This window comes from Pedobacter soli, assembly GCF_900101435.1.
GTDB lineage: Bacteria > Bacteroidota > Bacteroidia > Sphingobacteriales > Sphingobacteriaceae > Pedobacter > Pedobacter soli.
This window is the reverse complement of record NZ_FMZH01000002.1, coordinates 216115-240815: the sequence shown is the minus strand read 5'-3', so window position 1 is coordinate 240815 and position 24701 is coordinate 216115. Positions and strand designations below refer to the sequence as shown.

The 24701-nt window shown below is 39.1% G+C and carries 24 protein-coding genes; 7 read left to right on the top strand and 17 right to left on the bottom strand.

The annotated features are described in order from the left end of the window. Window positions 1–2: 2 nt before the first annotated feature. The 3 genes from prfB to BLR37_RS05000 all read right to left on the bottom strand — a co-directional run bounded on the left by prfB (window position 3) and on the right by BLR37_RS05000 (window position 3388). A protein-coding gene (gene prfB, locus BLR37_RS05010) for a peptide chain release factor 2 (protein WP_143009534.1) occupies window positions 3–1077 on the bottom strand; the annotation gives its coding sequence in 2 pieces (ribosomal slippage) (window positions 3–1016 and window positions 1018–1077; 1074 coding nt in all). Window positions 1078–1386: 309 nt separating this feature from the next. Further along, on the bottom strand, window positions 1387–2691 hold the full coding sequence (locus BLR37_RS05005) for an amidohydrolase (RefSeq protein WP_090765410.1): 1305 nt from the start codon (window positions 2689–2691) through the stop codon (window positions 1387–1389). Between the two features lie 190 nt (window positions 2692–2881). Beyond that, window positions 2882–3388 (bottom strand): hypothetical protein, encoded by a 507-nt coding sequence (locus BLR37_RS05000; RefSeq protein WP_090765407.1) that lies wholly within the window; start codon window positions 3386–3388, stop codon window positions 2882–2884. A 161-nt stretch (window positions 3389–3549) separates the two neighbouring features. Here BLR37_RS05000 and pgi point away from each other — a divergent pair, with 161 nt between their 5' ends. From pgi to BLR37_RS04975, 5 genes are all read left to right on the top strand, one after another. Further along, window positions 3550–5196: a glucose-6-phosphate isomerase gene (gene pgi / locus BLR37_RS04995; protein WP_090765404.1), complete on the top strand. Its 1647-nt coding sequence runs from the start codon at window positions 3550–3552 to the stop codon at window positions 5194–5196. Window positions 5197–5450: 254 nt separating this feature from the next. Then, a complete protein-coding gene (locus BLR37_RS04990; protein WP_143009533.1) occupies window positions 5451–5807 on the top strand; it encodes a hypothetical protein in 357 nt (118 codons plus the stop codon). An 11-nt stretch (window positions 5808–5818) separates the two neighbouring features. Continuing rightward, window positions 5819–6361, top strand: coding sequence for a YceI family protein (locus BLR37_RS04985; RefSeq protein WP_090765399.1), 543 nt, complete (start codon window positions 5819–5821; stop codon window positions 6359–6361). Between the two features lie 3 nt (window positions 6362–6364). Further along, window positions 6365–7315, top strand: a complete 951-nt coding sequence (locus BLR37_RS04980) for a DUF5777 family beta-barrel protein (RefSeq protein WP_090765396.1) — start codon at window positions 6365–6367, stop codon at window positions 7313–7315. Window positions 7316–7369: 54 nt separating this feature from the next. Further along, window positions 7370–7822, top strand: a complete 453-nt coding sequence (locus BLR37_RS04975) for a QcrA and Rieske domain-containing protein (RefSeq protein WP_090765394.1) — start codon at window positions 7370–7372, stop codon at window positions 7820–7822. A gap of 68 nt (window positions 7823–7890) precedes the next feature. Here the strand turns inward: BLR37_RS04975 and BLR37_RS04970 are convergent, their stop codons facing one another. Genes BLR37_RS04970 through BLR37_RS04960 form a run of 3 tightly spaced genes read right to left on the bottom strand, consistent with a single transcriptional unit; the run spans window position 7891 to window position 11124 of the window. Then, complete coding sequence (locus BLR37_RS04970) at window positions 7891–9033, bottom strand: ABC transporter permease (protein ID WP_090765391.1); 1143 nt, start codon at window positions 9031–9033, stop codon at window positions 7891–7893. Continuing rightward, window positions 9033–10169: a glycosyltransferase family 2 protein gene (locus tag BLR37_RS04965; protein ID WP_090765388.1), complete on the bottom strand. Its 1137-nt coding sequence runs from the start codon at window positions 10167–10169 to the stop codon at window positions 9033–9035. Before BLR37_RS04965 ends, BLR37_RS04970 begins: the two co-directional genes overlap by 1 nt. Then, a complete protein-coding gene (locus BLR37_RS04960) occupies window positions 10147–11124 on the bottom strand; it encodes a lysylphosphatidylglycerol synthase domain-containing protein (protein WP_090765383.1) in 978 nt (325 codons plus the stop codon). The genes BLR37_RS04965 and BLR37_RS04960 overlap by 23 nt, the downstream gene beginning before the upstream one ends. 41 nt (window positions 11125–11165) lie before the next feature. On the opposite strand from BLR37_RS04960, the gene ruvC reads away from it, so the two are divergent. Further along, on the top strand, window positions 11166–11762 hold the full coding sequence (gene ruvC / locus BLR37_RS04955) for a crossover junction endodeoxyribonuclease RuvC (protein WP_090766511.1): 597 nt from the start codon (window positions 11166–11168) through the stop codon (window positions 11760–11762). Between the two features lie 195 nt (window positions 11763–11957). On the opposite strand, the gene BLR37_RS04950 is transcribed toward ruvC, so the two are convergent. The 11 genes from BLR37_RS04950 to BLR37_RS04895 form a co-directional block, all read right to left on the bottom strand. Then, window positions 11958–12845, bottom strand: coding sequence for a DUF4349 domain-containing protein (locus tag BLR37_RS04950; RefSeq protein ID WP_244154599.1), 888 nt, complete (start codon window positions 12843–12845; stop codon window positions 11958–11960). A 298-nt stretch (window positions 12846–13143) separates the two neighbouring features. Then, on the bottom strand, window positions 13144–13362 hold the full coding sequence (locus BLR37_RS04945; RefSeq protein WP_039471394.1) for a hypothetical protein: 219 nt from the start codon (window positions 13360–13362) through the stop codon (window positions 13144–13146). Between the two features lie 58 nt (window positions 13363–13420). Next, a complete protein-coding gene (locus tag BLR37_RS04940; protein WP_090765380.1) occupies window positions 13421–14185 on the bottom strand; it encodes a 5'-nucleotidase, lipoprotein e(P4) family in 765 nt (254 codons plus the stop codon). A gap of 28 nt (window positions 14186–14213) precedes the next feature. Beyond that, window positions 14214–15341 carry an ATP-binding protein gene (locus tag BLR37_RS04935; RefSeq protein WP_090765377.1) on the bottom strand — a complete coding sequence of 376 codons (1128 nt, stop codon included), beginning with the start codon at window positions 15339–15341 and terminating at the stop codon, window positions 14214–14216. Between the two features lie 210 nt (window positions 15342–15551). Further along, the gene (gene atpG / locus BLR37_RS04930) at window positions 15552–16445 is read right to left on the bottom strand and encodes an ATP synthase F1 subunit gamma (protein ID WP_039471390.1); all 894 of its coding nucleotides are present in this window, start codon (window positions 16443–16445) and stop codon (window positions 15552–15554) included. A gap of 78 nt (window positions 16446–16523) precedes the next feature. Continuing rightward, entirely contained in the window at window positions 16524–18098 is a 1575-nt protein-coding gene (gene atpA, locus BLR37_RS04925; protein WP_090765375.1) for a F0F1 ATP synthase subunit alpha, read from the bottom strand. Window positions 18099–18237: 139 nt separating this feature from the next. Next, entirely contained in the window at window positions 18238–18777 is a 540-nt protein-coding gene (gene atpH / locus BLR37_RS04920) for an ATP synthase F1 subunit delta (protein WP_090765372.1), read from the bottom strand. A 61-nt stretch (window positions 18778–18838) separates the two neighbouring features. Beyond that, window positions 18839–19333, bottom strand: coding sequence for a F0F1 ATP synthase subunit B (locus tag BLR37_RS04915; RefSeq protein ID WP_090765368.1), 495 nt, complete (start codon window positions 19331–19333; stop codon window positions 18839–18841). Between the two features lie 89 nt (window positions 19334–19422). Next, window positions 19423–19638, bottom strand: a complete 216-nt coding sequence (gene atpE / locus BLR37_RS04910) for an ATP synthase F0 subunit C (protein ID WP_056087863.1) — start codon at window positions 19636–19638, stop codon at window positions 19423–19425. Between the two features lie 42 nt (window positions 19639–19680). Then, window positions 19681–20808 (bottom strand): F0F1 ATP synthase subunit A, encoded by a 1128-nt coding sequence (gene atpB / locus BLR37_RS04905; protein WP_090765365.1) that lies wholly within the window; start codon window positions 20806–20808, stop codon window positions 19681–19683. A 785-nt stretch (window positions 20809–21593) separates the two neighbouring features. Beyond that, on the bottom strand, window positions 21594–21818 hold the full coding sequence (locus BLR37_RS04895) for an AtpZ/AtpI family protein (protein ID WP_090765362.1): 225 nt from the start codon (window positions 21816–21818) through the stop codon (window positions 21594–21596). A 105-nt stretch (window positions 21819–21923) separates the two neighbouring features. Here BLR37_RS04895 and porW point away from each other — a divergent pair, with 105 nt between their 5' ends. Next, on the top strand, window positions 21924–24686 hold the full coding sequence (gene porW, locus BLR37_RS04890) for a type IX secretion system periplasmic lipoprotein PorW/SprE (RefSeq protein ID WP_090765359.1): 2763 nt from the start codon (window positions 21924–21926) through the stop codon (window positions 24684–24686). Window positions 24687–24701: the final 15 nt, after the last annotated feature.

The following is a 24701-nucleotide window of genomic DNA, read 5'->3' as shown; positions in this document are numbered from 1 at the left end:
AATTAAAATTCCATTAAATATGCTTTCAAAAAGTCGTTGATATCGCCATTTAAAACCGCATCAGGGTTAGAAGTCTGGTAGTTGGTACGGTGATCTTTCACACGTCTGTCGTCCAAAACATAACTTCTGATTTGCGAGCCCCACTCTATCTTTTTCTTCGATCCTTCTACCGCTGCTATGGCTTCGTTACGCTTACGTTCTTCTATTTCGAACAACTGCGATTTAAGTAAACGGATGGCATTTTCTTTATTCTGCAACTGCGAGCGCGATTCCTGGTTTTTAATAATAATGCCCGAGGGTTTGTGATACAAACGCACTGCGGTTTCAACCTTGTTTACGTTTTGTCCGCCGGCACCGCCAGCCCTGAAGGTTTCAAATTCAATATCGGCAGGGTTAATATCAATCTGAATTGTATCATCAACCAAAGGATAAACATATACCGAAGCAAAGGAAGTATGCCTGCGGGCATTCGAATCAAAAGGCGATATCCGCACCAGTCGGTGAACACCATTTTCTCCTTTGAGGTAGCCATAAGAAAAATCACCATCAAACTGAAGTGTTACCGATTTAATACCGGCAATCTCCCCTTCCTGACTATCCTGTTCGGTAATTTTATAGCCGTTTTTCTCGCCCCACATCAGGTACATCCGCATCAGCATGTAGGCCCAGTCGCAACTCTCGGTACCACCGGCACCCGCTGTAATTTGCATTACCGCCGAAAGCTGATCTTCTTTACTCCGCAGCATGTTTTTAAGCTCGAGATCTTCTACAGCCTGTTTGCTGATTTCGAACTGATCTTTCATCTCAGCTTCTGAAGCATCGCCTGATTGAAAAAAATCGAACATAACAGCAGCATCCTCAACCGCATTATGGGTTTGGTTAAAGCCATCTGTCCACTTTTTCTTTGCACTTATTTCAGCAAGAATTTTCTCTGCTTTTTTAGGATCGTCCCAGAAATCGGGCGCCATGGTTAATTTTTCTTCTTCGCGAATGGCGTAAAGTAGCTCTTCAACGTCAAAGATACCTCCTTAGAGACGTTACTCTGTCTCTTAAATCCTGAATCTGTTCTTTGGTCATGAAACAAATATAGCAACTTTTTGATCTCTCTTTGGCAGTACCTAAATATTACGTTCACTTTTGATGTGATTCTTCACTTTGTTTTGAATGACAAATTCCTAAAAAAAATCGTCATTCCCGCGCATGCGGGAATCTCAAAGCTTAAGCATTACGATTCCCAATCAAGTTGGGAATGACGATCCCGTTAAGTGTTTGACGCCTGGAACCAGTTAACCGATTTAAACAATTAACCGGTTAACCCATAAAACAGTTTGCAATAGGCAATTTGCAGTTACTAATGAACAATTGAACTAATGACGAATGAACCCCTTACTTCTTCATCCCCATATAATCAAGCGTTAGGTTGGCCAGCAACTTCACACCTAAAACAAAGCCACTTTCATCCAGGTAAAAATCGGGCGTGTGGTGCGACGGGGCTTTTAAAGGATCTTTCCCTTTTGGCATCCCACCTAAAAACACAAACAAACCAGGTACTTTTTCCTGAAAGAAAGAAAAATCTTCGGCACCAGTAACCGGTGGTTTTAACTTTACATGTTCTTTCCCTGCCGTTAACTGCATACTGGGCAACATTTTTTCAGTAAGTGCAATATTGTTGAAGGTAACCGGATAATGGTTACTGTATGGAATTTTTACTATGGCAGTTGCGCCACCCGCTTCGGCCGTTTTGGTTGCGATGGTTTTAATCCGCTCAATAAACATGGCCTCATCTTCTTTGCTAAAATTGCGAACGGTCCCCAGCATTTCAACTTTTTCAGGAATAATATTAGAGCGTACACCACCATTAATTGCGCCAATGGTAACCACACCAGGATTCTCGGTTACATTTAAATTGCGGCTAACAATGGTTTGCAGGTTATTGATAATCTGTGCCGATATAACCACCGGATCGATACTGCTCCATGGATAAGCACCATGGGCCTGCCTGCCGGTAACGGTAATCTTCATATCGTTTACAGCAGCCATGGTACCACCCGGGCGATAAGTTACATCACCAACCTCAGTTTGTGAATTGATGTGCAGACCAAAAATTACATCTACTTTTGGATTTTCTAAAACACCCTCTTTAATCATCAGCGCAGCTCCGCCTTCCTCTCCTTCCGGCACTCCTTCTTCTGCAGGTTGAAAAATGAATTTTACTGTGCCTTGAATATCTTTTTGCATACCGGCCAGCACCTCTGCAACGCCCATTAAAATAGCCATGTGACTATCGTGCCCGCAAGCATGCATTACGCCTACTTCCTGCCCGTTATACTGCGTTTTTACTTTTGATGCAAATGGAACATCAACCCGTTCGGTAACAGGTAAGCCATCCATATCGGCACGGAGTGCCACAACCGGCCCCGGCTTCCCTCCTTTCAAAATGCCTACTACTCCTGTTTTGGCTACTCCTGTGGTTACTTTAATGCCTAACGACTCCAGGTGTTTAGCAATTATACCTGCTGTTCGCACTTCAGTGTTACCCAATTCGGGGTGTTCATGAAAATCACGTCGCCAGTTAATTACTTTCTGCTCTAAGGCATCGGCTTTTTTAGCAACGGCAGGTCGTAATGCTGTAGTTTGGGCAGCTGCATTTAAGGTAAATAACGAAAGGCCAATCAGGTATAGTTTTTTCATGAAATCAAGAATTTAGGTTTAGCTGCTCTAAGCTAATCAATTTTAAGCAGAGCTGGAATGGAAACAAACACAAAAGCCATCCCTGAAGTGGAATGGCTTTAAAATATTAGTCGATAAGAAAATAATCTAATTAAACATAACAGTGATGTCAGCTGTTACCAGCTGACTTTGAGTAAAAAATCTAATTTGTTTAATTAAACATCCCTTTTAACTTATCCATAATCCCGCCCTCGCCGGCCTGACCACCTTCTTGCGATTGCCTGCCATTGAACATGCCAATCACATCACTCACATCAAATTTACCGTCATCGCCACCTAAACTACCTAAAACATCTTTCAGGTTAAAAGAACTATCATTCGGATCGTTGGTTTTTTGGGTAAACTTGGCAATCAGCCCCGGAATAATACTCGATGCCAGAGATTTCGCCGTATCCGCATTAATCCCCAAGCCACCTAACTTATCAATAAAACTACCGGAAGCTTGCTCGGCCACCTGGGTGCCTTCGGCTTTGTTGCCATTAAAAATATCGGTAAGCGCGCCAATATTACCTGATGATAAATGGTCTTTCAAAGAATCGAAAATGGAGCCGGAAGCAGCCTGAATAACCGCTTCATTTTTTTCATTCGGAATAGCGGCATTATTTACAACGCTTTCCTGTACGTTTTCACGTACCATTTCATTTAAATTTTCTAACATAATGATAGAATTAATGGTAAAACAATAGATGGTTAGTTAACAGGGACGTTGATATTAAAGTTACACGCTTTATTTGAGATTTAAAATTCTTAACGATTTTTGAACATTAAAAAGACCATTTTAAATTTTTGCTTTATTACTTTTACAAAAAACCCAAAATTATGTTACCTAAAGTAAATTTTACCGAAACTGAGGCTTACAAATACCTGGCCGATCATTTTATAGATATTAATCAGAAAAGCATTAAAAATCTTTTTGCTGAAGACGCAGATCGTTTCAACAAGTTTTCTGTTTTTTTTGAAGATATTTTACTCGATTACAGTAAAAACCGTATCAGCGACGAAACATTAGCACTGTTAATGCAACTGGCGCGCGAGTGTAAGCTGGATGAAGCCATTAAATCGATGTACAATGGCGATAAAATTAACGAAACGGAAGACCGTTCGGTACTCCACATTGCTTTACGTAACCTGAGTAACAGCCCAATTTTGGTTGATGGTAAAGATGTAATGCCCGATGTGAACGCGGTGCTGGCTAAAATGGAAAAATTTAGCAACAGCATTATCAGTGGCGACTGGAAAGGTTATACCGGAAAAGCCATTACTGATATCGTGAACATTGGTATTGGTGGTTCTGATTTAGGTCCGGTAATGGTTACCGAAGCCCTAAAACATTATAAAAATCACTTAAATATTCATTTCGTTTCGAATATTGATGGCACACACATTGCCGAAACCTTAGCCGGTTTAAATGCCGAAACCACTTTATTCCTGGTAGCCTCTAAAACATTTACTACACAAGAAACCATGACCAATGCGCATTCTGCACGTACCTGGTTTTTAGAAAAAGGTGGTAAAGAAGGCGATATTGCCAAACACTTTGCTGCATTATCTACCAACGCAAAAGATGTAGCTGCTTTTGGTATCGATACGGCAAATATGTTCGAATTTTGGGATTGGGTAGGTGGTCGTTACTCATTATGGAGCGCCATTGGTTTATCTATCTCACTGAGCATTGGTTTCGATAATTTTAAACAATTGCTTGCAGGAGCACACGCTACCGATAACCACTTTAAAACTGCCGAATTCGAAAGCAATTTGCCCGTTATATTAGGTTTACTGGGTGTTTGGTATATTAATTTCTACAATGCCGAAACACAGGTTATTTTACCTTACGATCAATACATGCACCGTTTTGCAGCCTATTTCCAACAAGGAGATATGGAAAGTAACGGTAAACATGTAGATAGAAACGGTAACGAAGTGGATTATGAAACCGGACCGATTATCTGGGGCGAGCCAGGCACAAACGGTCAGCATGCTTTTTACCAACTGATACACCAGGGTACACGCATTATTCCGGCAGATTTTATTGCACCGGCACAGAGTTTAAATCCACTTGGCGATCATCACCCGATCTTGCTATCTAACTTTTTTGCACAAACAGAAGCTTTAATGAACGGTAAAACCGAAGAAGAAGTTGTTGCCGAGCTTAAAAAAGAAGGCAAATCTGAAGAGGAGATCCAAAAAATTGCTCCTTTTAAAGTTTTCGAAGGTAACCGTCCAACCAATTCTATTTTATTGAAAAAAGTAACGCCTTATACTTTAGGTAGCCTGGTTGCCATTTACGAACATAAAATATTTGTACAGGGCATTATCTGGAACATATTCAGTTTCGATCAGTGGGGCGTTGAGCTGGGCAAACAACTAGCCAAGAAAATCCTTCCTGAGTTAAATGGAGATGAAAAAGTTTCGAGCCACGACAGTTCTACAAACGGATTGATTAACCAGTATAAAGCCTGGAGATAGGATAAACAAAAACTTTTTTGATTGAGTCCCCGACGTGTAAAACGATCGGGGACTTTTTTTTTTGCAAAAAAATATGGATTTAGGGCAACCTTTCTAAAAAGGTGGCCGTAATACAGCTAAGAAACTTAATTAACAAAACGTGCCACTAATCCTTTATCCGGTAATTAAAGCTTACGCTTATAGCAGCTTTAATCAATAACCCTTGATTAAGGTATGCCACAGAAAATAGATTGATTACTTGCTAAATCACCACTATGAGAAAAATAACCCTTTACTTATGCATTACTGCGTTCTATTTAATGCTTTTTGCATGCTCGAAGAAACAAGCCGATGAGCTTACTGAAGGTAATCCCACTGGAGTAACCACCGAAAATGTAAGCTATAACAATTATGTTGGAGCCCTTTTAACCACTAAATGCAATAGTTGCCATGGTCCTGGCGGTGCCGACCGCGGATTTTGGACCTTTAACGGAATTCAATCAGTTACAGCCGAGCCACGTGTAAAAACCAACACATTAGTAACTATGACCATGCCGGTTGGCGGGAGCTTAACAGCAAGAGAGAAACTATTATTAACTGCCTGGTACGATAGAGGGATGCCAGCAAACTAAACAGGAAAGCCATGAAAAAACTATTCATCACCCTTATGCTGGTTTCTGCTTTTGCAGCCGTACAAGCACAAATGCTCATCAGCAAAGATGTAACCATTTCATTCTTCTCTAAGGCGCCGATGGAAGATATCGATGCAACCAGCAAAACGGCCGCTTCCGGCATTAATGTTAAAACCGGTGAGGTAATCTTTAAAATTAATAACAACAGTTTTCAATTTAAAAAGAAACTGATGCAGGAGCATTTTAATGAGAATTACATGGAAAGCGATACCTACCCTGTTTCCGAGTTTAAAGGAAAAATAATTGACCCTGTTGATTTTTCGAAACCGGGAACATACAACGTAGCAGTAAAAGGCAATTTACAGATCCATGGCGTAACCAAAACCTACCAAACCCAGGCTAAAATTACAGTTACTGCCGACGCTGTTACTGCCAACACAACTTTCAGGGTTAAACTGGAAGATCATAAAATCAAAATACCAACCATCGTAATTGCGAAAATTGCCGAAGTAGTTGATGTTAAAATTAATGCAGTTTATCCCACAAAAAATTAAGTCATGATAAAAATTTACAGCACACTAATAATTATGGGCCTGGGCCTCTCATCAACTGTCTTTGCTCAAGACTCGCTGGAAAAAGCGCTGCAAATGCCGGCAACCAAAAGCCAGGTGAGCGCAACTTTTAAATCGCCGAAGTTGATTAATATCCAAACCAACGAAACCATTTTTAAAAATGAACTCGATTTTAGGGTAGACCACCGTTTTGGTGATATTGCGGGGCAAAGTGGCGGCATTAAAAATTTCTTTGGACTGGATCAATCTACCGATGTTCGTATCGGTTTCGAATATGGAATCAGCGATGATCTTTCGGTGGGCATCGCCAGGGCAAAAGGAGCCGGTCCGGCTACCCAGTTATACGAAGGCAATCTTAAATACCGACTGCTAAGGCAAACTGGCAATGAAAAAATGCCATTGAGCGTTACACTTTTCGGAAGCAGTACTATATCGGCTGTAAAAGCCAGTACCGATCCAACTTCGGCTATTGCATACCAGGATTTTCAAGACCGAATTGTATATGTGGTTCAGGCTGTAATTGCACGTAAATTCAGTCCTGATTTTTCGATGTTAATCATGCCATCTTATGTACACCGGAATTTTACTGTTTTTGGTGATCAGAATGATCTTTTTGCCCTATCGATAGGTGGTCGTATCAAAATCACCAAACGCATGGCATTTGTAGCCGATTACACCTTGCCGTTTAGGGACGACACCAAAAAGGCTTACCTCGAAAATCTTTGGGGCAATAAATATTACAATACCCTGGGTGCGGGTTTAGAATTCGAAACTGGCGGTCATATTTTTCATCTCAATTTTACCAATGCAACAGCGATACAAGAATCGCAGTTTATAACCGACACCAATACTTCATGGACCAAAGGCCAGTATCGCTGGGGTTTTAGTATTGCACGCAGATTCTCTTTCGATAAGAAAAAAGATAAAGCTCAATAATTTAAATACCACTGATAAACATTGTTAATCTAAAATAAACTAACTGAAAAAATTATGGAACGTAACGAATTTATCAAATCTTTAGGCCTGGGTGTTGCCGCGGTATGCACCGGAGCCTGTTTTTCGGCCTGTGGCAAAAAGAGCGATTCGCCCGAACCCAGCAAACCAAATGGTGGCGGAGTGCCTCCAGGTACAACAGCCAGTGTCGATCTCACCACGCAATTGCTTACTGTAGGCGCATCTGTTACCGTGGGTGGTATTCTGTTTATCAGAACAGCAACCGGAAATGCAAGCACCTCATTTGTGGCCACGCAGGCGGCCTGTCCGCATCAGGGTGGCACATTAAGCTTTATTCAGGCCAGCAATTATATACAATGTGGCTTACATAGTTCGAGATATACTACATCGGGAAGCATTTTAGCCCAACCTAACGATGGAGGAACTACCAGTGCATTAAAAATTTATACTGTAACGGTTTCGGGTAATACGCTGAGTGCAACCGCATAAAATTTTATTATTTTAAGGGTAAAGCAGTATCAAAAATGGTACTGCTTTTTTATGTTGTCACTTTAGCATTAAACGGTTACATTTTGTCCTTTAACATCAAAGGCATCACGCAGGCCTATTGCCAGCACATTAAAGGCATAAACGGTAAGCATAATGGCTAAACCAGGCAAAATGGCCAGGTAAGCGGCATCCATAATAATATAGCCATAATGTTCCTTAATCATACTGCCCCAGCTTGGCATGGGCGGCTGCGCGCCAAAGCCTAAAAAGCTTAGACCGGTTTCCAATAATATAGCTGAAGCGAAATTAGAAGAAGCTACGACCAAAATAGGCCCCGCTATATTGGGCAGGATGTGTTTGATAATTATTTTACTCGTACTAAAACCCAGCGCCCTTGCGGCTTCTACAAATTCGACTTCTTTTAGGGCTATAACCTGCCCGCGTACCAAGCGGGCAACATCTACCCAGGTAGATAAGCCTACCGCAATAAAGATTTGCCAGAAACCTTTTCCCAGTGCAAATGATATAGCTATAACCAGTAATAGTGAAGGTAAAGACCATACCACATTCATAAACCAGCTGATTGTCGCGTCAATCCGGCCACCAAAATAACCTGCTACAGCACCTAAACTCACGCCTATGAAAAGCGAAATAAGTACAGCCATTAAACCTACTGATAGGGAAACACGGATGCCCAAAATTACGCGACTTAATAAATCGCGGCCATAAATATCAGTTCCTAAAATATACGTCCGCTGGTAAATGTTATTTTTTTCAAATAAAGATTGAGGAGTAGCCATTTTAGCTGGCAACACGCAATCGGGGCATAAATCTTTTAAAGCATATTGGGTTGCTTTTGCTTTTTCATCATCGCCAATATATTCCTGAACCAAAACATTTTGCCCCACTATTTTATAGCCGGTAATTGGGATACTTTTAAAGGTTGGGGTTTGGCCGAACAGCATTTTTTCGAAAAAACCCACCTTTTCTACTTTTGGGTTGCTGCTCGTAATGAGAAAAGTAAAGGTACTGCCGGGTTTCTTTTTATTAAGCTGCAGTGTTTGCAGGTTCGCATCCGGAGAATCATCGGGCATAATGGCATAGCCTAAAATGCCCATCACCATCAATAGTAAGATAAAAACTAATCCGCCGAAGGCAAATTTATTTCGCTTAAATTTTAACCATACTTTTTTTGACGGGCTGTTATCCATTATCTAACCATTCTGCCTTTCCAATTGTATTTTCCGCTGTTGCCGGCAATGCCGATATACACCATGTATAAGATGTGCAATACATTTAACACCGGGATTAAAATGAGCAGGCTACGTCTTTTGGCAAAGCCTGTCACATCCCATAAAAATAAGCTTTCTAAAACCATTTTAACCAACAATTGATAAAATGTAATGGTTAAAAAACCTGGTACAAATAATCCGGTAATGAAATTAGATAATATGCTCAGGTTGAAAATCCAGATGAGTACCCCCAGCACAATAATTCCCTTGTTTTTATAACGGGTACTTTTAGAAGCCCAACGCCTGCGCTGCTGAATAAAAGCACTTAAATTTTCTTTGGCATGGGTATATACAATTGCTTCCCTGTTTTTAAGGAAGCCAATTTGGTCAGGATATTTGGCTGCAATTTTATGCAATAACAATTCATCATCTCCTGAAGCCAGATCATCAATCCCCTGAAAACCACCAACCTCGTAAAAAGTCGCTTTCTCATAAGCCAGGTTTGCGCCGTTACAGGTAGATGGCTGTTTATTGCCGATGGTAGATGCCCCCAGGCCAATCAGATATAAAAATTCAAGCGATTGCAGCCTTTCGAAGAAACTCTTTTCCTGAAAATAGGCTACCGGTGAAGAAATCATTTTATATTTTTTCTGTTCAAACAACTGCACAATAGTACTCAGCCAGTTTTCACCCATCCTACAATCGGCATCTGTGGTTACAATTAAATCGCCGGAGCAGGTACCTATTGCCGTTTGTATGGCCTTCTTTTTATATGAATTTAACGCACGATCCTCATTTAGTTTAATCAACCGTACATTTCGATCGGCATAACTCAATACAATTTCAGCTGTAGCATCAGTAGAGTGGTCGTCGATAATGATAATTTCGGTTAAAACCTTTGGATAGGTTTGTGCAATCAAATCATCAATTGTTTTGGCAATATTAGCCTCCTCATCTCGCGCAGCTACAATAATCGAAACTTTGGTTTGCGGATCGGAAATTTCGGGAATAAAATAAGTTAAATTATGCCATCCCCTGATAAAATTAAGCACCAGAAAAGCATAAATGAGGGTTAATGCAGCGGATAATAGACTAATTAGATTTAAGATTTCCAAAAAAGTTAAGTTTAAAAACGAAATAAGCGCCTAATATAGCAGGAATTATAATATTTATAAGCCAAATACTTGCAGTACATGCAATAACAGCTACATGCTGATCGGTTACATGCTTAAACAATTCTACAGCCGTAACACTTCTAATGCCTACATCAAACAAATCTAATGATGGCAAAGCCGATTGTACCAGAAACAATAAGCAGGTCATCATCACAATATCTGCATAATGCAAACCAGGTATTAGCCAAATAAACAGGATAAAGTATTGCGAGCTGAACACCAAATACCTGGCCAGGCAATAACCAATAATTCGGAGCAATTCTTTCCGGCGGTAACGGCCTAAAATACTGTAAAACTTTTTGTATTTGCGGGTAAATTTAAAGGATAGCAGCAAACCATTTAGCCATTTGATATTGAAATAAAAAACAATAAAAAACAGACAGAAAAATACGGCCAGAAAAACCACCGCAATAAACAATACCCGATCAATCGGGATAAAGCGGTAGACAAAAAAACAGGCTGCGATTGCGCCAAAAACATTGGTTAACACCAACTGGCCAATGCTGCCAACACTCATGGCAACAACGCCTACAATCCGCCTTCTGGGTGAAAGAAAAAATACCCTGCCCCCATATTCACCCAGGCGGTTTGGGGTAAAAATAGCCATTGTTAAACCACAAAAGACTGATTCAATAGCCCGGTAAAAGCTAATGGCTTCAATATGGCTCATTAAATATTTCCATTTTGCTGCCTCGAGTAACCAGTTTACAAACATCAGGAGTACCACCAACCCAATTACAGCCGTAATTTCGAGTTGATCGATATCTTTTAGCAACGTTCGGAAATCGCTCAGGTTTTTATTGGCGACAAGCTTGTGGTAAATAAACCAAAAGGCAAACAGCACAATAGCAGCTTTTATAAGCAGTGATAATATTTTTTTGTTCTTGCCTGTCAAACTTGTCTTTTTAGATTGCAAATATGCTTAATATTGCTGTAATGTTGAACGAAAAAAAGGAACGGGTTATTATGGGCATCGACCCGGGCACTGCGGTGATGGGTTACGGTGTGATTTTAGAAAAGGGGAATAAAACAGAACTGATCAGTATGGGAGTGGTAAAAATGACCCATCTCGATGATCCTTTTCTTAAGCTTCAGCGCATTTTCGAAAAAACTGTTGTTTTACTTGATCAGTATAAACCTGATGTATTGGCCATTGAAGCTCCTTTTTATGGCAAAAACATACAGGTACTTTTAAAATTAGGACGTGCGCAGGGAACCGCTATTGCCGCTGCCTTATCCAGAAATATTTCTGTAACGGAATATTCGCCCCGGAAGATCAAACAATCCATTACAGGCAGCGGAAATGCCACTAAAGAACAGGTTGCAGCGATGTTGCAAAGGTTATTAAATTTTAAAGAAACACCCGAATTTTTAGATGCCACTGATGGTTTAGCCGTTGCGGTCTGCCATTCGTTTCAAAAAATTACAACTGGCGGCAAGTCTAAAACTTACTCAGGCTGGGAATCTTTTGTGAGTGACAATAAAAGTAAGGTTACAGGGGTAAAAAAAGCTACAGGTAAGCTTAAAGGGTAAAGGGGGTAGTTTAAATGGTCTGTGTAGAAACAAACCATTAGGAAAAACAATCGTCACACCGATCCGATAGCTATCGGATTTCTGCCCGGCCAGTCAGACGGGTATTTCAGGGTCTACTTTTTTTAATACTTTTCAGGAAATAAAAAAATGGTTCGTGCGGACACGAACCATGGAGCGATTTATAAATATCATTTATTACCTGGCCTGATCAATCAAATTCTTAGTAGCCAAATCGGTTGCCAGTTTATTTCTTCTGATCAGGTACCTTGCTACAAAAAACACTACCACTCCAACCAGTATTAACATCCATAGGTTAGAAAGTGCAAGGATAATTTCTTTAAAAATGGTCCAGCCGTTTACAAGGCCTAGCCAAAAGCGATCGGCAAAGCCTGGTTTGTAATCGTACACATTATCATTGGCCACAATCATAGTTTTAACAGTATTATCCTGATAAAAATTTAGGGTAATGGTGCTATACTTTACGCGGTTATCAATCAGCAGGTTTTCAATTTTCCGGTCAACATAATCATCTTTGATCAAAAGCGAGGTTTCTACATTCGGACTTTTCTTTGTTGCCATTTTATTAATCCGCTCAACGGCTTCTACCCTATTGTTGGCTTTTAGTTTATTGGCCAGGTAAGCAATGCTCTGGTCGTCCATTTTCATCGACTGATTATCGACAAATACCGCCATTTTAGCAATGGCGTTGGTAAAATCATCGAGCTTTTCTGATGGCACTTTAGCCACGAGATAGCCTTCTGTACGGTAAGAGGTAATTTCTTTAAGCGAATCGATAGATTGTTTAACTTTCTGGCTTTCCTGAATTACACTTTGGATAGAAAACTCGGCCACCGCTCCACCCTGCGCTTTAATGGTCTGGCTTAATTTTTCTTTCGTACTTTGCACATCCTTAACGCGGAAGCGCATATCGGCAGTTTTAATAATTTTGGGGGCAACTGTACCAGTGGTACTATCAGTTGCACTGATTTCCTCGGTTGAGGCTACTGAGCCATATTTTTTTTCAGCGTTTTGGCAGCCGAACAAACATGCGGCTACGGCCATAGCAATAATAATCCTTTTCATGATTTAGTGGTTCTAAGGGGTTAATCATTTGTGTGATATTATCTTCGCTGGCCAGTGAAGTTGCGGTATCTTTTTCTTTTTTGTACCGCGTTTTCCCTTTATACTAAAATTGGTTTAAGGTAACCCAAGGTGGTTGGGAGTTGAGAGCTTGGAGTTAGGCGTTATAGCCATTAATTACGCTAATTGAGTGCTTTGAAGCATCAATTAGGCTAAAAAAATATTTTTTTTGAAAGGCACAAAAACAAAAAAAGCCTGTCATGCGTGAACAAGACAGGCTTTATTATAGAGAGAAAATATGTTATGCGTCTAAAATTTTGAATACACCTTTAATGGCGATAATTGCACCGATAAACAAAACAATCCACGATGCTAAAGATACTTGCCATGAATCGTAAGCGAAACGTGCGTAAGTACCCACAATGCATATCAGTACACCAAAAACCATCAATTTATAAATTCCTGGCTGGTTAGCCGTTTGCATACTTTCTGTATTGTGTTTTAATTTATTGTTCTCCATAATGTTTATTTTTATGTTGCAGCAAAAGTAATACTTATTGCTGAATAATTACAGAAACTTAGTAACTTTTTAATCGTTCTAAACGTTGCTTTGCCTTATCCTGATCGGACAGTTTTTCGCCCTGATACAAAGGCTTTTCCCAATCGCCATACATGGGGTTAGGCAATACAATAAATTTCACCCCGAAAAGTGCCTGATTTAAGTTTACCTGCTCGTTTGTATTTTTATTCTCACGATAAAAAATATTTGAAAAATCGCTCAGATTATCGCCACAAAGCATTAAAATGTTATGCGTTTCGGTTATTTTTTGCCTGCGGGGTTCTTTATTGGAAGTGCCTTTCGAAACCAGCAAGTGCGCATCATCCGCATAAGGGAACCCAAATTTTTGCAGGTTTTTTAAGGTTGCGTTATAATCCTTTTCATCGCGGTTGCTGAGGTAAAAGGTCTCAATGCTTTTGCTTGCTGCAAATTTCAAAAATCCAAGTGCCCCAGGAACGGTATCTGCCTGTGCTAAATTGGTCCAGGTGGTCCAGTCTGCAGGATTATAACTTAGTCCTTTCTTAATCTCATGACCCTGAAAAGCCGAGTTATCCAGCACAGTTTCATCAATATCAACAATTACACAATTGGGTTTTCTACTCGTATCGGCCCATACTGCCTCCTTTAACGATAAACGAGCAAAGTTATAAGCCTGAAAGCATAAAGCCCTGTATTCGCCCGATGTTTGCTGCCAAAGCACCGCATTGGTATAATCTCGTGCAGGATTTTGCGCCTGAGCAAAAAACGGTACAAGCGACAGCATAATGAGAATGTATTTTTTCATGATTACAAATAAAATGTAAAGATAAAGTTTAAGTATTCAAAAAGCTTCCCCTCTCGTTTTTTGACACCAATAATGCTTTTGCTTCTGGATAAGCCGCAGTAAATGTAACCGGAAGCTTATTCCTGCTTTTTTGAGTCCATTTAAATTCAACTGCCAGAAATTGGGCTTTCGTTTTTTCAATATAGTCTACTTCCTGTTGTTGAGTAGTACGCCAAAAAAAACAGCTGGCTTCTATTTGGTTCTGGTGTAAAAACTTCAATCGTTCTGCAATCATATAATTTTCGAACAAAGCCCCAACATCATTTCTATTGCTTAAACTATTAAAATTTCTGGTTATAGCATTTACAATACCTGTATCATAAAAGTAAATTTTCTTATTCTTTTTTATCTCGTTGCGTACATTTCCTGAAAAAGCTGGCAGCGTAAAAACGACAAAAGACTTTTCGAGTAAGCTAATATATTTATCTACAGTTTTCTGATCGGCTTTAACCAATTGTGCGAGCTCAGAAAAATTAACTTCACTACCAATCTGCAACGCCAATGCCTTTACAATTTTTTCGAACAACAGTGGTTTTTTCACCTCTTCCAATGCAAACAGGTCTTTATACAAATAACTATCCGCAAGCAATTTCAAATGCTCTTCAGCATTATGCGGATCGTTAATGATTTCAGGGTAAGAACCATAAATTAAACGTTGCTCCAATGATCTTTCTTCAGTAACAAAATCAGTATCATTTACGAGTTCGGCATAAGAAAAAGGCAAAAGCATCATCTCATATTTACGACCGGTTAAAGGTTCGTTAATTTTACCCGATAATTCAAAAGCAGAGGAACCTGTGGCAATTACCTGAACGTTCTTAAAGCGATCTACGATGATTTTGATCAATAAGCCCACATCATTTATACGTTGAGCCTCATCTATAAAAAGTACTTCATAATTACCCAGCATTTGGGTAATCTGTGCAGCATTGGGCCTGGCTAAAGATTCCCTCACATCTGCATCGTCACCATTAAGGTATAAAGTTTTCTTATTGACTTTAGCTAATAGTTGCTCTACAAATGTGGTTTTGCCCGTTTGCCTTGGCCCGAAAATGATAAATGCTTTCCCCTTAAAAAGTCTGGCTAAAGCATAATCCAGCTGCTTTCTGATTATCATAACAAATTATTACAATACAAAACTATAATAATTTTGGATTTAAATCCACAAAAAACATAATAATTCTGGATTTAAATCCACAAAAAACATAATAATTCTGGATTTAGAAAAATATCAGGAACAAAAAAACCCATTTCAACTAAGAAATGGGTTTTAATATATTTTGTTATTCAGACTCCAAACTTAAGACTCCGAGCTCCAAACTTAATGTTATCCTTCTAATGCTGCTGCACCACTTACAATCTCAGTCAACTCAGTTGTAATTGCTGCCTGACGCGCCTGGTTGTATGAAAGTTTTAATGCTTTCAATAACTCACCTGCATTCTCAGTAGCTTTATCCATCGATGTCATACGTGCACCGTGCTCAGAAGCATGCGAATCTAACACGGCTTTGTATAATTGGATTTTAATCGATTTAGGGATTAACTGCTCAACAATTTCTTCTTGCGAAGGCTCTAAGATATAATCAACGTTGGTTGTTTTCTTATCTGCTTTTGTTTCTGTTACAGGTTCAGTTTTAGGTAAAGGTAATAACTGTTCTGTAGTAATAAACTGTACAGCTGCATTTCTGAAACGGTTATACACCACCTCTACCTTATCAAACTCGCCTTTAACAAAGCCAGCCATAATTGCATCGGTAATTTTAGTTACATTTTCGAAAGTTAAGTCCGAAAATATTTCGTTATTGTTACCGATAACGTTGTATTTGCGTTTCTCGTAAAAATCCTGCGTTTTCTTACCGATAGAAATAATGCTTACATTACCGTTCTTCAACTGTTCGCTATACTTCTCAGCAATTAAATTATTGGCCGCTTTAATTACGTTCATGTTAAAAGCACCAGCCAAACCACGGTTTGATGATACAGTAACAATTAAAACCTTATTGGGCTCACGCTCCTGGATAAAAGGTGATGAAGAGCCTTCTAAACTGGCTGAAAGATTACCTAAAATCTCTTTAAGTTTAGTTGCATAAGGACGTAAAGCGATAATTGCGTTGGTAGCACGTTTCAACTTCGCCGCCGAAACCATTTTCATAGCTTTGGTGATTTGCTGTGTTGATTGTACCGATGCAATCCGGTTTCTTACTTCTTTTAAATTAGCCATATTTTAGTATCTAGTACTTATAGTATCGAGTATCCAGACTAAATCTCGTCTTGATACCTGATACTATAATACTTTTATCTAGTATTTACTTGAAATTTCTTTTGCTACTGTATCTAAAACACCAGTAATGCTGTCATCAAATTTACCAGCTTTTAAAGCCGCTAAAGTTTCAGGGTGACGCAATTCCAGCTGAGTTAAGAATTCAGTTTCAAATTCTTTTACTTTGTTAACCGGAACGCTACGCATTAAGTTTTTAGTACCAGCGTAAACAATTGCAACTTGTTTCTCAACAGTAAATGGAGAGAATTGTGCTTGTTTCAACATTTCTACGTTACGTGCACCTTTATCTAATACCGATTTAGTTGCAGCATCTAAGTCAGAACCGAATTTAGAGAAAGCCTCTAACTCACGGTATTGAGCCTGATCTAACTTTAAAGTACCTGCTACTTTTTTCATTGATTTGATTTGCGCGTTACCACCCACACGTGATACCGAGATACCTACGTTAATGGCCGGACGGATACCTGAGTTGAACAAGTTCGACTCTAAGAAGATCTGACCATCAGTAATCGAAATTACGTTAGTTGGGATATATGCAGAAACGTCACCTGCCTGAGTTTCGATAATTGGAAGTGCTGTTAATGAACCACCACCTTTAACGATGTGTTTAATCGACTCAGGTAAATCGTTCATGTTTTTAGCGATATCATCGTTAGCGTTGATTTTCGCAGCTCTTTCTAATAAACGACTGTGTAGGTAGAAAACGTCACCTGGATAAGCCTCACGGCCCGGTGGACGACGAAGTAATAAAGATACTTCACGGTAAGCCACAGCTTGTTTAGATAAATCATCATAAACAATTAAAGCTGGTCTACCAGTATCACGGAAAAACTCACCAATTGCAGCACCTGCAAACGGAGCATAGAACTGCATTGGAGCAGGATCTGCAGCCGAAGCAGCAACAACAACTGTATATGGTAAAGCACCGTTCTCTTCTAATGTACGTACAATGTTCGCTACAGTAGAGTTTTTCTGACCGATAGCTACATAGATACAGAACACAGGCTGACCTGCTTCATAAAATTCTTTTTGGTTGATAATGGTATCGATACAAACGGCAGTTTTACCAATCTGACGGTCACCAATAACCAACTCACGTTGACCACGACCGATTGGAATCATTGCATCGATTGCTTTAATACCAGTTTGTAAAGGCTCGTTTACCGGCTGACGGTAAATTACACCTGGTGCTTTACGCTCTAAAGGCATTTCGTAAGTTTCACCTAAAATCGGACCTTTACCATCTAAAGGTTCACCTAAAGTGTTAACTACACGGCCAAGCATACCTTCACCAACTTTAATAGAGGCAATTTTTTTGGTACGTTTAATGGTATCACCTTCTTTGATCTCGTCAGAAGCACCTAAAAGTACCACACCAACGTTATCTTCTTCCAGGTTTAATACGATACCCTGAAGTCCGTTTGCAAATTCAACCAACTCTCCTGATTGAACTTTAGTTAAACCGTAAACGCGGGCAATACCGTCGCCTACTTGCAACACGGTACCAACTTCTTCCAGTTCGGTTTCTGATTTGAAGCCCGCCAATTGCTGTCTGATAATTGCCGATACTTCGTCTGGTCTTACCTCTACCATAATTTTACTTTATATCTTTTTATAAATGTTTAGTGCTTAGCGCATGGCGCCTGGCATTTAATCGCCATCCGCTTATCGCAATGTTTTTTTGTTGGCGTTTGGTGTACGGCGTTTCCCGCTATACGCTTATTGCCATGCGCTATTGCGCAAATTCTTTTTTAAGTTTATTTAAACCGCTGGCAATACTTGCATCAAATTGCTTATCGCCAACTTTTAATATAAAACCACCAATTAGTTTCTGATCAACTTTTTCGTTTACAATAACTTCATTAGCGCCTAATTCCTTTTTCACAATGGCAACAACCTCTTCTTTAGCTGCAGCGCTTAAAGCGGTAGCAGAAGTAACATCAGCAGTAACGATACCTTTAATCTGATTGTATTGTTGCACAAACTGTTTTGCAGTAGCAAATAAAATAGCCGAACGACCTTTGTTAACCACTGTCTTGAAAAAAGTAGTTGTTAATTTACCTACCTTATCAGCAAAAATACCATTCAAAATACCGGTCTTTTTATCTAAAGGTACAATCGGGTTATTTAATATCGCTTCCAGCTCAGGGGTTTCATCAACCACTTTTTCAAATAAAACCATATCGTTATAGGCATCCTGCAGTGCATTGTTTTCAATGGCAAGGTCTATTAGTGATTTGGCGTATCTGCTTGCAACTTTAATTTCTGACATATCTTTTGGGTTGGCGTTTAGCGTTTGGCGTTTACTCCGCCTACTGCTTTACGCAATACTCTTAGTTTAATTCAACGTCTTTTAACAAGTTAGCAACTAATGCTTCCTGTTTGGTTTTATCATCTAATTGTGTGCGTAAAACGCGTTCAGCAATTTCTAATGATAAAGTAGAAACCTGATCTTTAACTTCTGCTAAAGCTGCTTTCTTTTGGTTTTCGATTTCGATTTTAGCTTTCTCGATCAATTTTGCACCTTCAACCTGAGCTTGTTTTTTAGCTTCGTTTAGGATACTATCTTTTAAGGTTTTAGCTTCCTTCAAAATTTCGTCGCGCTCAGCACGGGCCTGTTGCATTAAATCCTGGTTCTGGCTGGTTAAACGGGCCATTTCCTGTTTAGCCAATTCAGCTTTGTTTAAAGCCTCATCAATGCTTTGCTCACGTTCGTGGATAGCACCTAAAATAGGTTTCCATGCAAATTTTCTAAGTAATATCAATAAGCAGATGAATGCTAAAGCGGTCCAAAAAACCAATCCTATGCTTGGGGTTACTAATTCCATTTTTATCTAATTTTTAAAAACAATCTTTTTTAATAAGGCGGGGTAAATAACCAATCGTTAAATACCCTGCCTAAATTTTTCAGTTTGAATTATTGAGGGTTGTTACCTAATAATGCAACTACCACACCGAATAAAGCAGCACCCTCGATAAGGGCAGCAGCGATAATCATTGCAGTCTGAATTTTTGATGCAGCTTCTGGTTGACGAGCAATACCTTCCATTGCTTTACCACCTACTTGACCGATACCGATACCTGCACCGATTACTGCTAAACCGGCACCGATTGCCGCGATTGAACCTACCATAACTAATTTAATTTATATTAATTTGTAAAAAATAGTTTTCTATTAATGATGTTCTTCTACTGCCATACCAATAAACAAGGCAGTAAGTAATGTAAAAATAAAGGCCTGTAAAAATGCTACCAGCAATTCTAACACATCCATAAACAACACGAATGCAACTGAAACCGGAGCGATAGCCAGTGTTTCGAAAATAAAGATTAACGAGATTAAACTCAATACGATAATGTGACCAGCTGTAATGTTTGCAAACAAACGAATCATTAAAGCGAATGGTTTAGAAATGATACCGATCAACTCTACAGGAATCATAATCGGATACAACCACCAAGGTACATCTGGTCTGAAAATGTGTTTCCAGTAATATTTATTACCATTGATATTTACGATAATCATGGTACCAAAAGCCATTACGAAAGTTAATGCAATGTTACCGGTTACGTTGGCCCCTCCCGGGAAAATTGGAACTAAACCTAGTAAGTTGTTAAACCAGATAAAGAAAAACACGGTTAACAAATAAGGCATAAATTTAGCGTATTTATGACCGATGTTTGGTTTAGCAATATCATCTCTAACAAAAACAATAATTGGCTCGATTAAAGATTGCAAACCTTTAGGCGCTTTACCCACACGTTTTTTGTAAGCACCAGCCACCGAAATAAAAACGATTAATATTACCAGGATTGCTACAAACATAGCCGCAACGTTTTTAGTGATCGAAAAATCTAAAACGGAAACGGTTTCGTCAACCTGACCATTTGTACCAACCACTTTAACATGATCTTCTACCAAACGGTAAGTATTATAAGTTCCTTTATAATCTTCCTCACCATGATAAAAGTGAGCAGAAGAGAAAACTTCTAATCCAGCAGGTGTATATAAAATTACTGGAAGAGGTAGTGAAGTATGCCCCCAAAGGTGCCACATGTGCGAATCAGCAATGTGCTCCATAATTACTTTGGTAGGCTCGAATTTTTCTTTGCCATGTCCAGCTTCTGCTCCGTGCTCACCTGAAGCTGCATGAGCAGATTCGGCAACAGTACTATCAACAGGTACAACAGCGCTATCAACTTGAGCGAAAGTATCAATTTTGATAGATAAAAACGCGATTAAAAGCGTAAAAACAATAGTTAGCCTTTTAACTTTAGACACAAAAACTCGGTTACAATCCATTTATTGGCAGTTTTTTACTTTAAATTTTGGTGGCGCAAGTTACGTAACAAACAGTAAATTTCAAAGGCCGTAAACAATAAATATAAAGAAAAAAAATTAAGCAGAAATACTGACCCAATTCCCTTAGCTTTTATACTGTAAATCAAGACAAAAGCCATACAAAAAATCATCTTCACCGCTATCGATCCCATAATAGCCATAATACCTACCTCTGGGTCGCGTTTTATCCCGATATCAACCACCATATAGGCGATATAGGTAATGCCAGCCAAAAAGCCGAACATCACCCAAAAATTATTGATAAAAAGTTGGGTATTAGGAAACAGTAAGGGTAAAACGGCAACAACGCCTATTAATAAGCCTACGAAGATGAAATAGATACTTGTAAATTTGGCCAGAGTCAATGGAATAATTTCTTAGCAGATTAAAACTCCGGCAAAGATAAGGTTTTTAGTATCAAGTAAGTAGTGTGTAGGGGAATTATTGTTTAATTGGTTAACTGTTTGAATTGGTTAATCGGTTAATTGAAGTTTTACGCGATCATTGCTCGATTGTTAAATTGTTTCATTGTTAATTGCATATTGCCCAACAATCTAATAATAGAAACATTTAACAATATTCTATTTGGGTTAACTGTTTTAATCGGTTAATTGAAATTTTACGCGATCATTTCCGGATTGTTATTTGCGCATTGCCCAACAATATAACAATAGAACCATTTAACAATATTCTATTGGGGTTAATTGAAAACTGTCAACTGAAAACTGTAAAATGCAAACTGAAATCTAACCCCTGGTAACCTGCCTGATTGCTTGATAAAGCGCAATTCCCACCCCTGCCAATGCAAAAGCTGCAGTAATTAAATTGGTTTTGCTCTGCCGGTGTTCATCGATTTTGTAACCAATAAAAGTTAAAAGACCAATGGTAGCAATCATCTGGAAGCCGATGGCCGAATATTTTGCGGCTGCATTTACCTTTTTCTTTGTATCTTCCTCTTTCGGATTTTCCATTTTTTAATGCAAGAATTAAATTAACTTTGAATAATTAAAATTGACAGCCGATAATAATTTGGCTTACAATTTGTTTATATGTTGAACTAAAGATATCTACCATACTTGAAAAATTACGCTAGCAGAAACTTACATACTCTCCTCTTCATTTTCAGCCTCCTTTTTATATATGGCTGTGTGGCAAACAAGGATACAGCCGTTGACCGAAGATTTCAGAACCTGACGGCAAGATATAACTATATTTATAACTCAAATGTTTTATTAACCGAATATAACGAGAGTTTACTGCAAAGTTATACCGATAACTACGAAAAAATACTCCCGGTATACCTCGATCCAGAGCCTCAGGTAAATCTGGTACTTACACCTGGTGTGGCCAATAAACAATTGGATGAGGTGATTACCAAAAGCCAGACCATTATTAACGAAAAAAGTTTCAGCAATTATATCGATGATGCCTACATGCTCTTGGGCAAGGCCAATTATTTAAAAGGCAATTATTTTATCGCAGCAGAATATTTCGATTATACTGCAAAAACCTACAGCAGCGATTTAAAAACCTTTATCATGGCCATGAACTGGAAAGCCCGTAGCCAGATGCAGCTGAACAACATGGTATTGGCCGATAAAATAATTGATACGATGCTTCGTGCCTGCGACGAGCTGAAGAAAGATATTGCAGAGCCATTGGCCACTGCGGCACAGATGCGCATTTACCAAAAACGGAACAAAGAGGCTATCCTTTTTCTCGAATCGGCTATTGAACGTGCAGAAGAAAAACAACTACGCATCCGCTGGCAGTTTATCCTGGCCCAATTGCAGGAGAAAGAAAAAAACATTACCGATGCCTATGCCAACTTTACACGTGTAGAAAAAAGCAATGCCCCTTTTGAGATGTATTTTCATGCCAATTTAAACCGGATTAAATTAAAGGCATTATTAAGCGGCGAAAAATTAAACAAGGAGCAACAGCTTTTAGCTTTATTAAAAGATGATAAGAACACCGATTATACCGATCAGATTTATTATCAGGTAGGCGAGCTCCTGTCGGCAGAAGGAAACTTTGTAAAAGCTGCTGAATATTATAACAAATCGGTACAAACCAGTACCCGAAACCAAAATCAAAAGGCATTATCCTATTTAAGAATTGCTGATTTAAACTTTAAAGAATTTAACGATTATATTAAGGCAAAGCGTTATTACGATAGTACCGTAATGATTTTGCCTAAAAACTTCCCTGATTACGATGCGATTGTTAAAAAGGCAAATAACTTGCAATACTTAACAGATCGTTATACACTTATAGCCAAAGAAGATACTGCGCAAACCATAGCCAAGCTGCCTGCAGGCGAGCGCGAGGCGAAGGTTAAAGCTTATTTAACACCAAAGGTCGAAGTTGCCAATACCGGAGGTGTCATCAACAATCAGTTTTTAAATGATCCCGATTTTCCTAACCAATCTTTAAATACACCCAAAACTGCGGCCGGTAGCACTTTTTATTTCAGCAACAACGCCGCTATAAGTGCAGGTTTTGGCGATTTTAAAAAACGATGGGGCAACAGACAGCTGGAAGATAACTGGAGACAGAGCGTGCGTTCATCGGCACAGGAAACCAATTCGGTGCTGGCAGGCGGAAATGTAGCCACAGGTATAACACCCGCAAATGGGGGAAGCAATCTGGCAGCAGCAGACCAAACTTCTTTAGAGAAACAATTTCTGGATGGCCTACCAACCACTCCCGAGTTGCTGACGGCCTCTAATCAAAAAATTATTGATGCCTATTTTGAAATTGCCAGCTTTTACCAGCAGGAACTGGGCGACAAAGCAGAAGCCAATAAAATATACCTGGAATTGCTGAAAAGATATCCGGAAAATAATCACCTGGTTGCCATGTACTATAGTTTATACCTGAATTATAAAGGTGTTGACGAAGCAAAATCGGAAGAATACAAACAATTGGTACTGAAAAAATTCCCTGAATCTAATTTTGCGAAAACCATATTAGATCCCTCGTATTCTGCTAAACAAAGTCAGCTGGAAAACATAGCCATTAACAATTACAACGTGGCTTTTGATACCTATGCGAAGAAGGATTATCCAAATGTGGTAAAACAGGTAAACGATAACATCAGTGCATTTCCAGAAAATGATTTTGCACCTCAGTATGCTTATTTAAAAGCCATTGCTATTGGTCGTACTGCTAAAGTAGATTCCTTACTTACCCAATTTAACCTCATTACCACTCTTTACCCTAACGATAAAATTATTACGCCATTGGTGCGCGACCACCTGAAATACATTGAAGCCAATCTGGAAGAATTTAAGCAAAGACCTGTTGCGCTAATCGATTTCGATCCAAATGCACCACGCTTTGTAAGTCAGGCTAATCCAACACCTGTTGAAAATAAACCTTTGGTAACCGAAAACGCTACCGTAAAGACTGCTGAGCCCAAAATAGCCAAACCAGTTGAGGTTAAACCTGCTGATGTAAACAAACCTGCCAGCATTTTCAGTGCAGCAAAATCAGAAGAGTATTATTATGTAATTGATGTGGCCGATGCTACTTTAACCTTAAGTTCATCGCGATTTGGTTTAGGTCAGTTTAACCGGGGTAACTATCCTGACAATGATTTGGTACATAAATTGGTAGAGCTTGATAACGATCAGTTGATTTATGTAACCAGTTTTATCGATTTGGAAGATGCCAAACTTTACGAGTCGAGCATTGTTGGCCAGTTAAAAAATATTATGAAAGTACCAGCTAACCTGTATAAAGGCTTTATCATCAGTAAAGAAAATTTCGAAAAGCTAACTGACAGACAACGCATTAATGAATACCTGGAGTTTTTAAAAGACAATTATAAGTAAGCGAAAAGACTAAAG

Excerpts from the sequence above, each read along its gene's own strand:
- atpE (WP_056087863.1), bottom strand. The coding sequence starts at position 19,638 with ATGGTAGGTTCAATCGCGGCAATCGGTGCCGGTTTAGCAGTAATCGGT.
- BLR37_RS05005 (WP_090765410.1), bottom strand. The coding sequence starts at position 2,691 with ATGAAAAAACTATACCTGATTGGCCTTTCGTTATTTACCTTAAATGCA.
- BLR37_RS04915 (WP_090765368.1), bottom strand. The coding sequence starts at position 19,333 with ATGGAATTAGTAACCCCAAGCATAGGATTGGTTTTTTGGACCGCTTTA.
- BLR37_RS04940 (WP_090765380.1), bottom strand. The coding sequence starts at position 14,185 with ATGAAAAAATACATTCTCATTATGCTGTCGCTTGTACCGTTTTTTGCT.
- BLR37_RS04950 (WP_244154599.1), bottom strand. The coding sequence starts at position 12,845 with ATGAAAAGGATTATTATTGCTATGGCCGTAGCCGCATGTTTGTTCGGC.
- BLR37_RS04970 (WP_090765391.1), bottom strand. The coding sequence starts at position 9,033 with ATGGATAACAGCCCGTCAAAAAAAGTATGGTTAAAATTTAAGCGAAAT.
- BLR37_RS04935 (WP_090765377.1), bottom strand. The coding sequence starts at position 15,341 with ATGATAATCAGAAAGCAGCTGGATTATGCTTTAGCCAGACTTTTTAAG.
- BLR37_RS04990 (WP_143009533.1), top strand. The coding sequence starts at position 5,451 with ATGAGAAAAATAACCCTTTACTTATGCATTACTGCGTTCTATTTAATG.
- BLR37_RS05000 (WP_090765407.1), bottom strand. The coding sequence starts at position 3,388 with ATGTTAGAAAATTTAAATGAAATGGTACGTGAAAACGTACAGGAAAGC.
- atpG (WP_039471390.1), bottom strand. The coding sequence starts at position 16,445 with ATGGCTAATTTAAAAGAAGTAAGAAACCGGATTGCATCGGTACAATCA.
- atpH (WP_090765372.1), bottom strand. The coding sequence starts at position 18,777 with ATGTCAGAAATTAAAGTTGCAAGCAGATACGCCAAATCACTAATAGAC.
- BLR37_RS04895 (WP_090765362.1), bottom strand. The coding sequence starts at position 21,818 with ATGGAAAATCCGAAAGAGGAAGATACAAAGAAAAAGGTAAATGCAGCC.
- BLR37_RS04985 (WP_090765399.1), top strand. The coding sequence starts at position 5,819 with ATGAAAAAACTATTCATCACCCTTATGCTGGTTTCTGCTTTTGCAGCC.
- atpA (WP_090765375.1), bottom strand. The coding sequence starts at position 18,098 with ATGGTAGAGGTAAGACCAGACGAAGTATCGGCAATTATCAGACAGCAA.
- pgi (WP_090765404.1), top strand. The coding sequence starts at position 3,550 with ATGTTACCTAAAGTAAATTTTACCGAAACTGAGGCTTACAAATACCTG.
- ruvC (WP_090766511.1), top strand. The coding sequence starts at position 11,166 with ATGTTGAACGAAAAAAAGGAACGGGTTATTATGGGCATCGACCCGGGC.
- BLR37_RS04975 (WP_090765394.1), top strand. The coding sequence starts at position 7,370 with ATGGAACGTAACGAATTTATCAAATCTTTAGGCCTGGGTGTTGCCGCG.
- BLR37_RS04945 (WP_039471394.1), bottom strand. The coding sequence starts at position 13,362 with ATGGAGAACAATAAATTAAAACACAATACAGAAAGTATGCAAACGGCT.
- atpB (WP_090765365.1), bottom strand. The coding sequence starts at position 20,808 with ATGGATTGTAACCGAGTTTTTGTGTCTAAAGTTAAAAGGCTAACTATT.
- BLR37_RS04980 (WP_090765396.1), top strand. The coding sequence starts at position 6,365 with ATGATAAAAATTTACAGCACACTAATAATTATGGGCCTGGGCCTCTCA.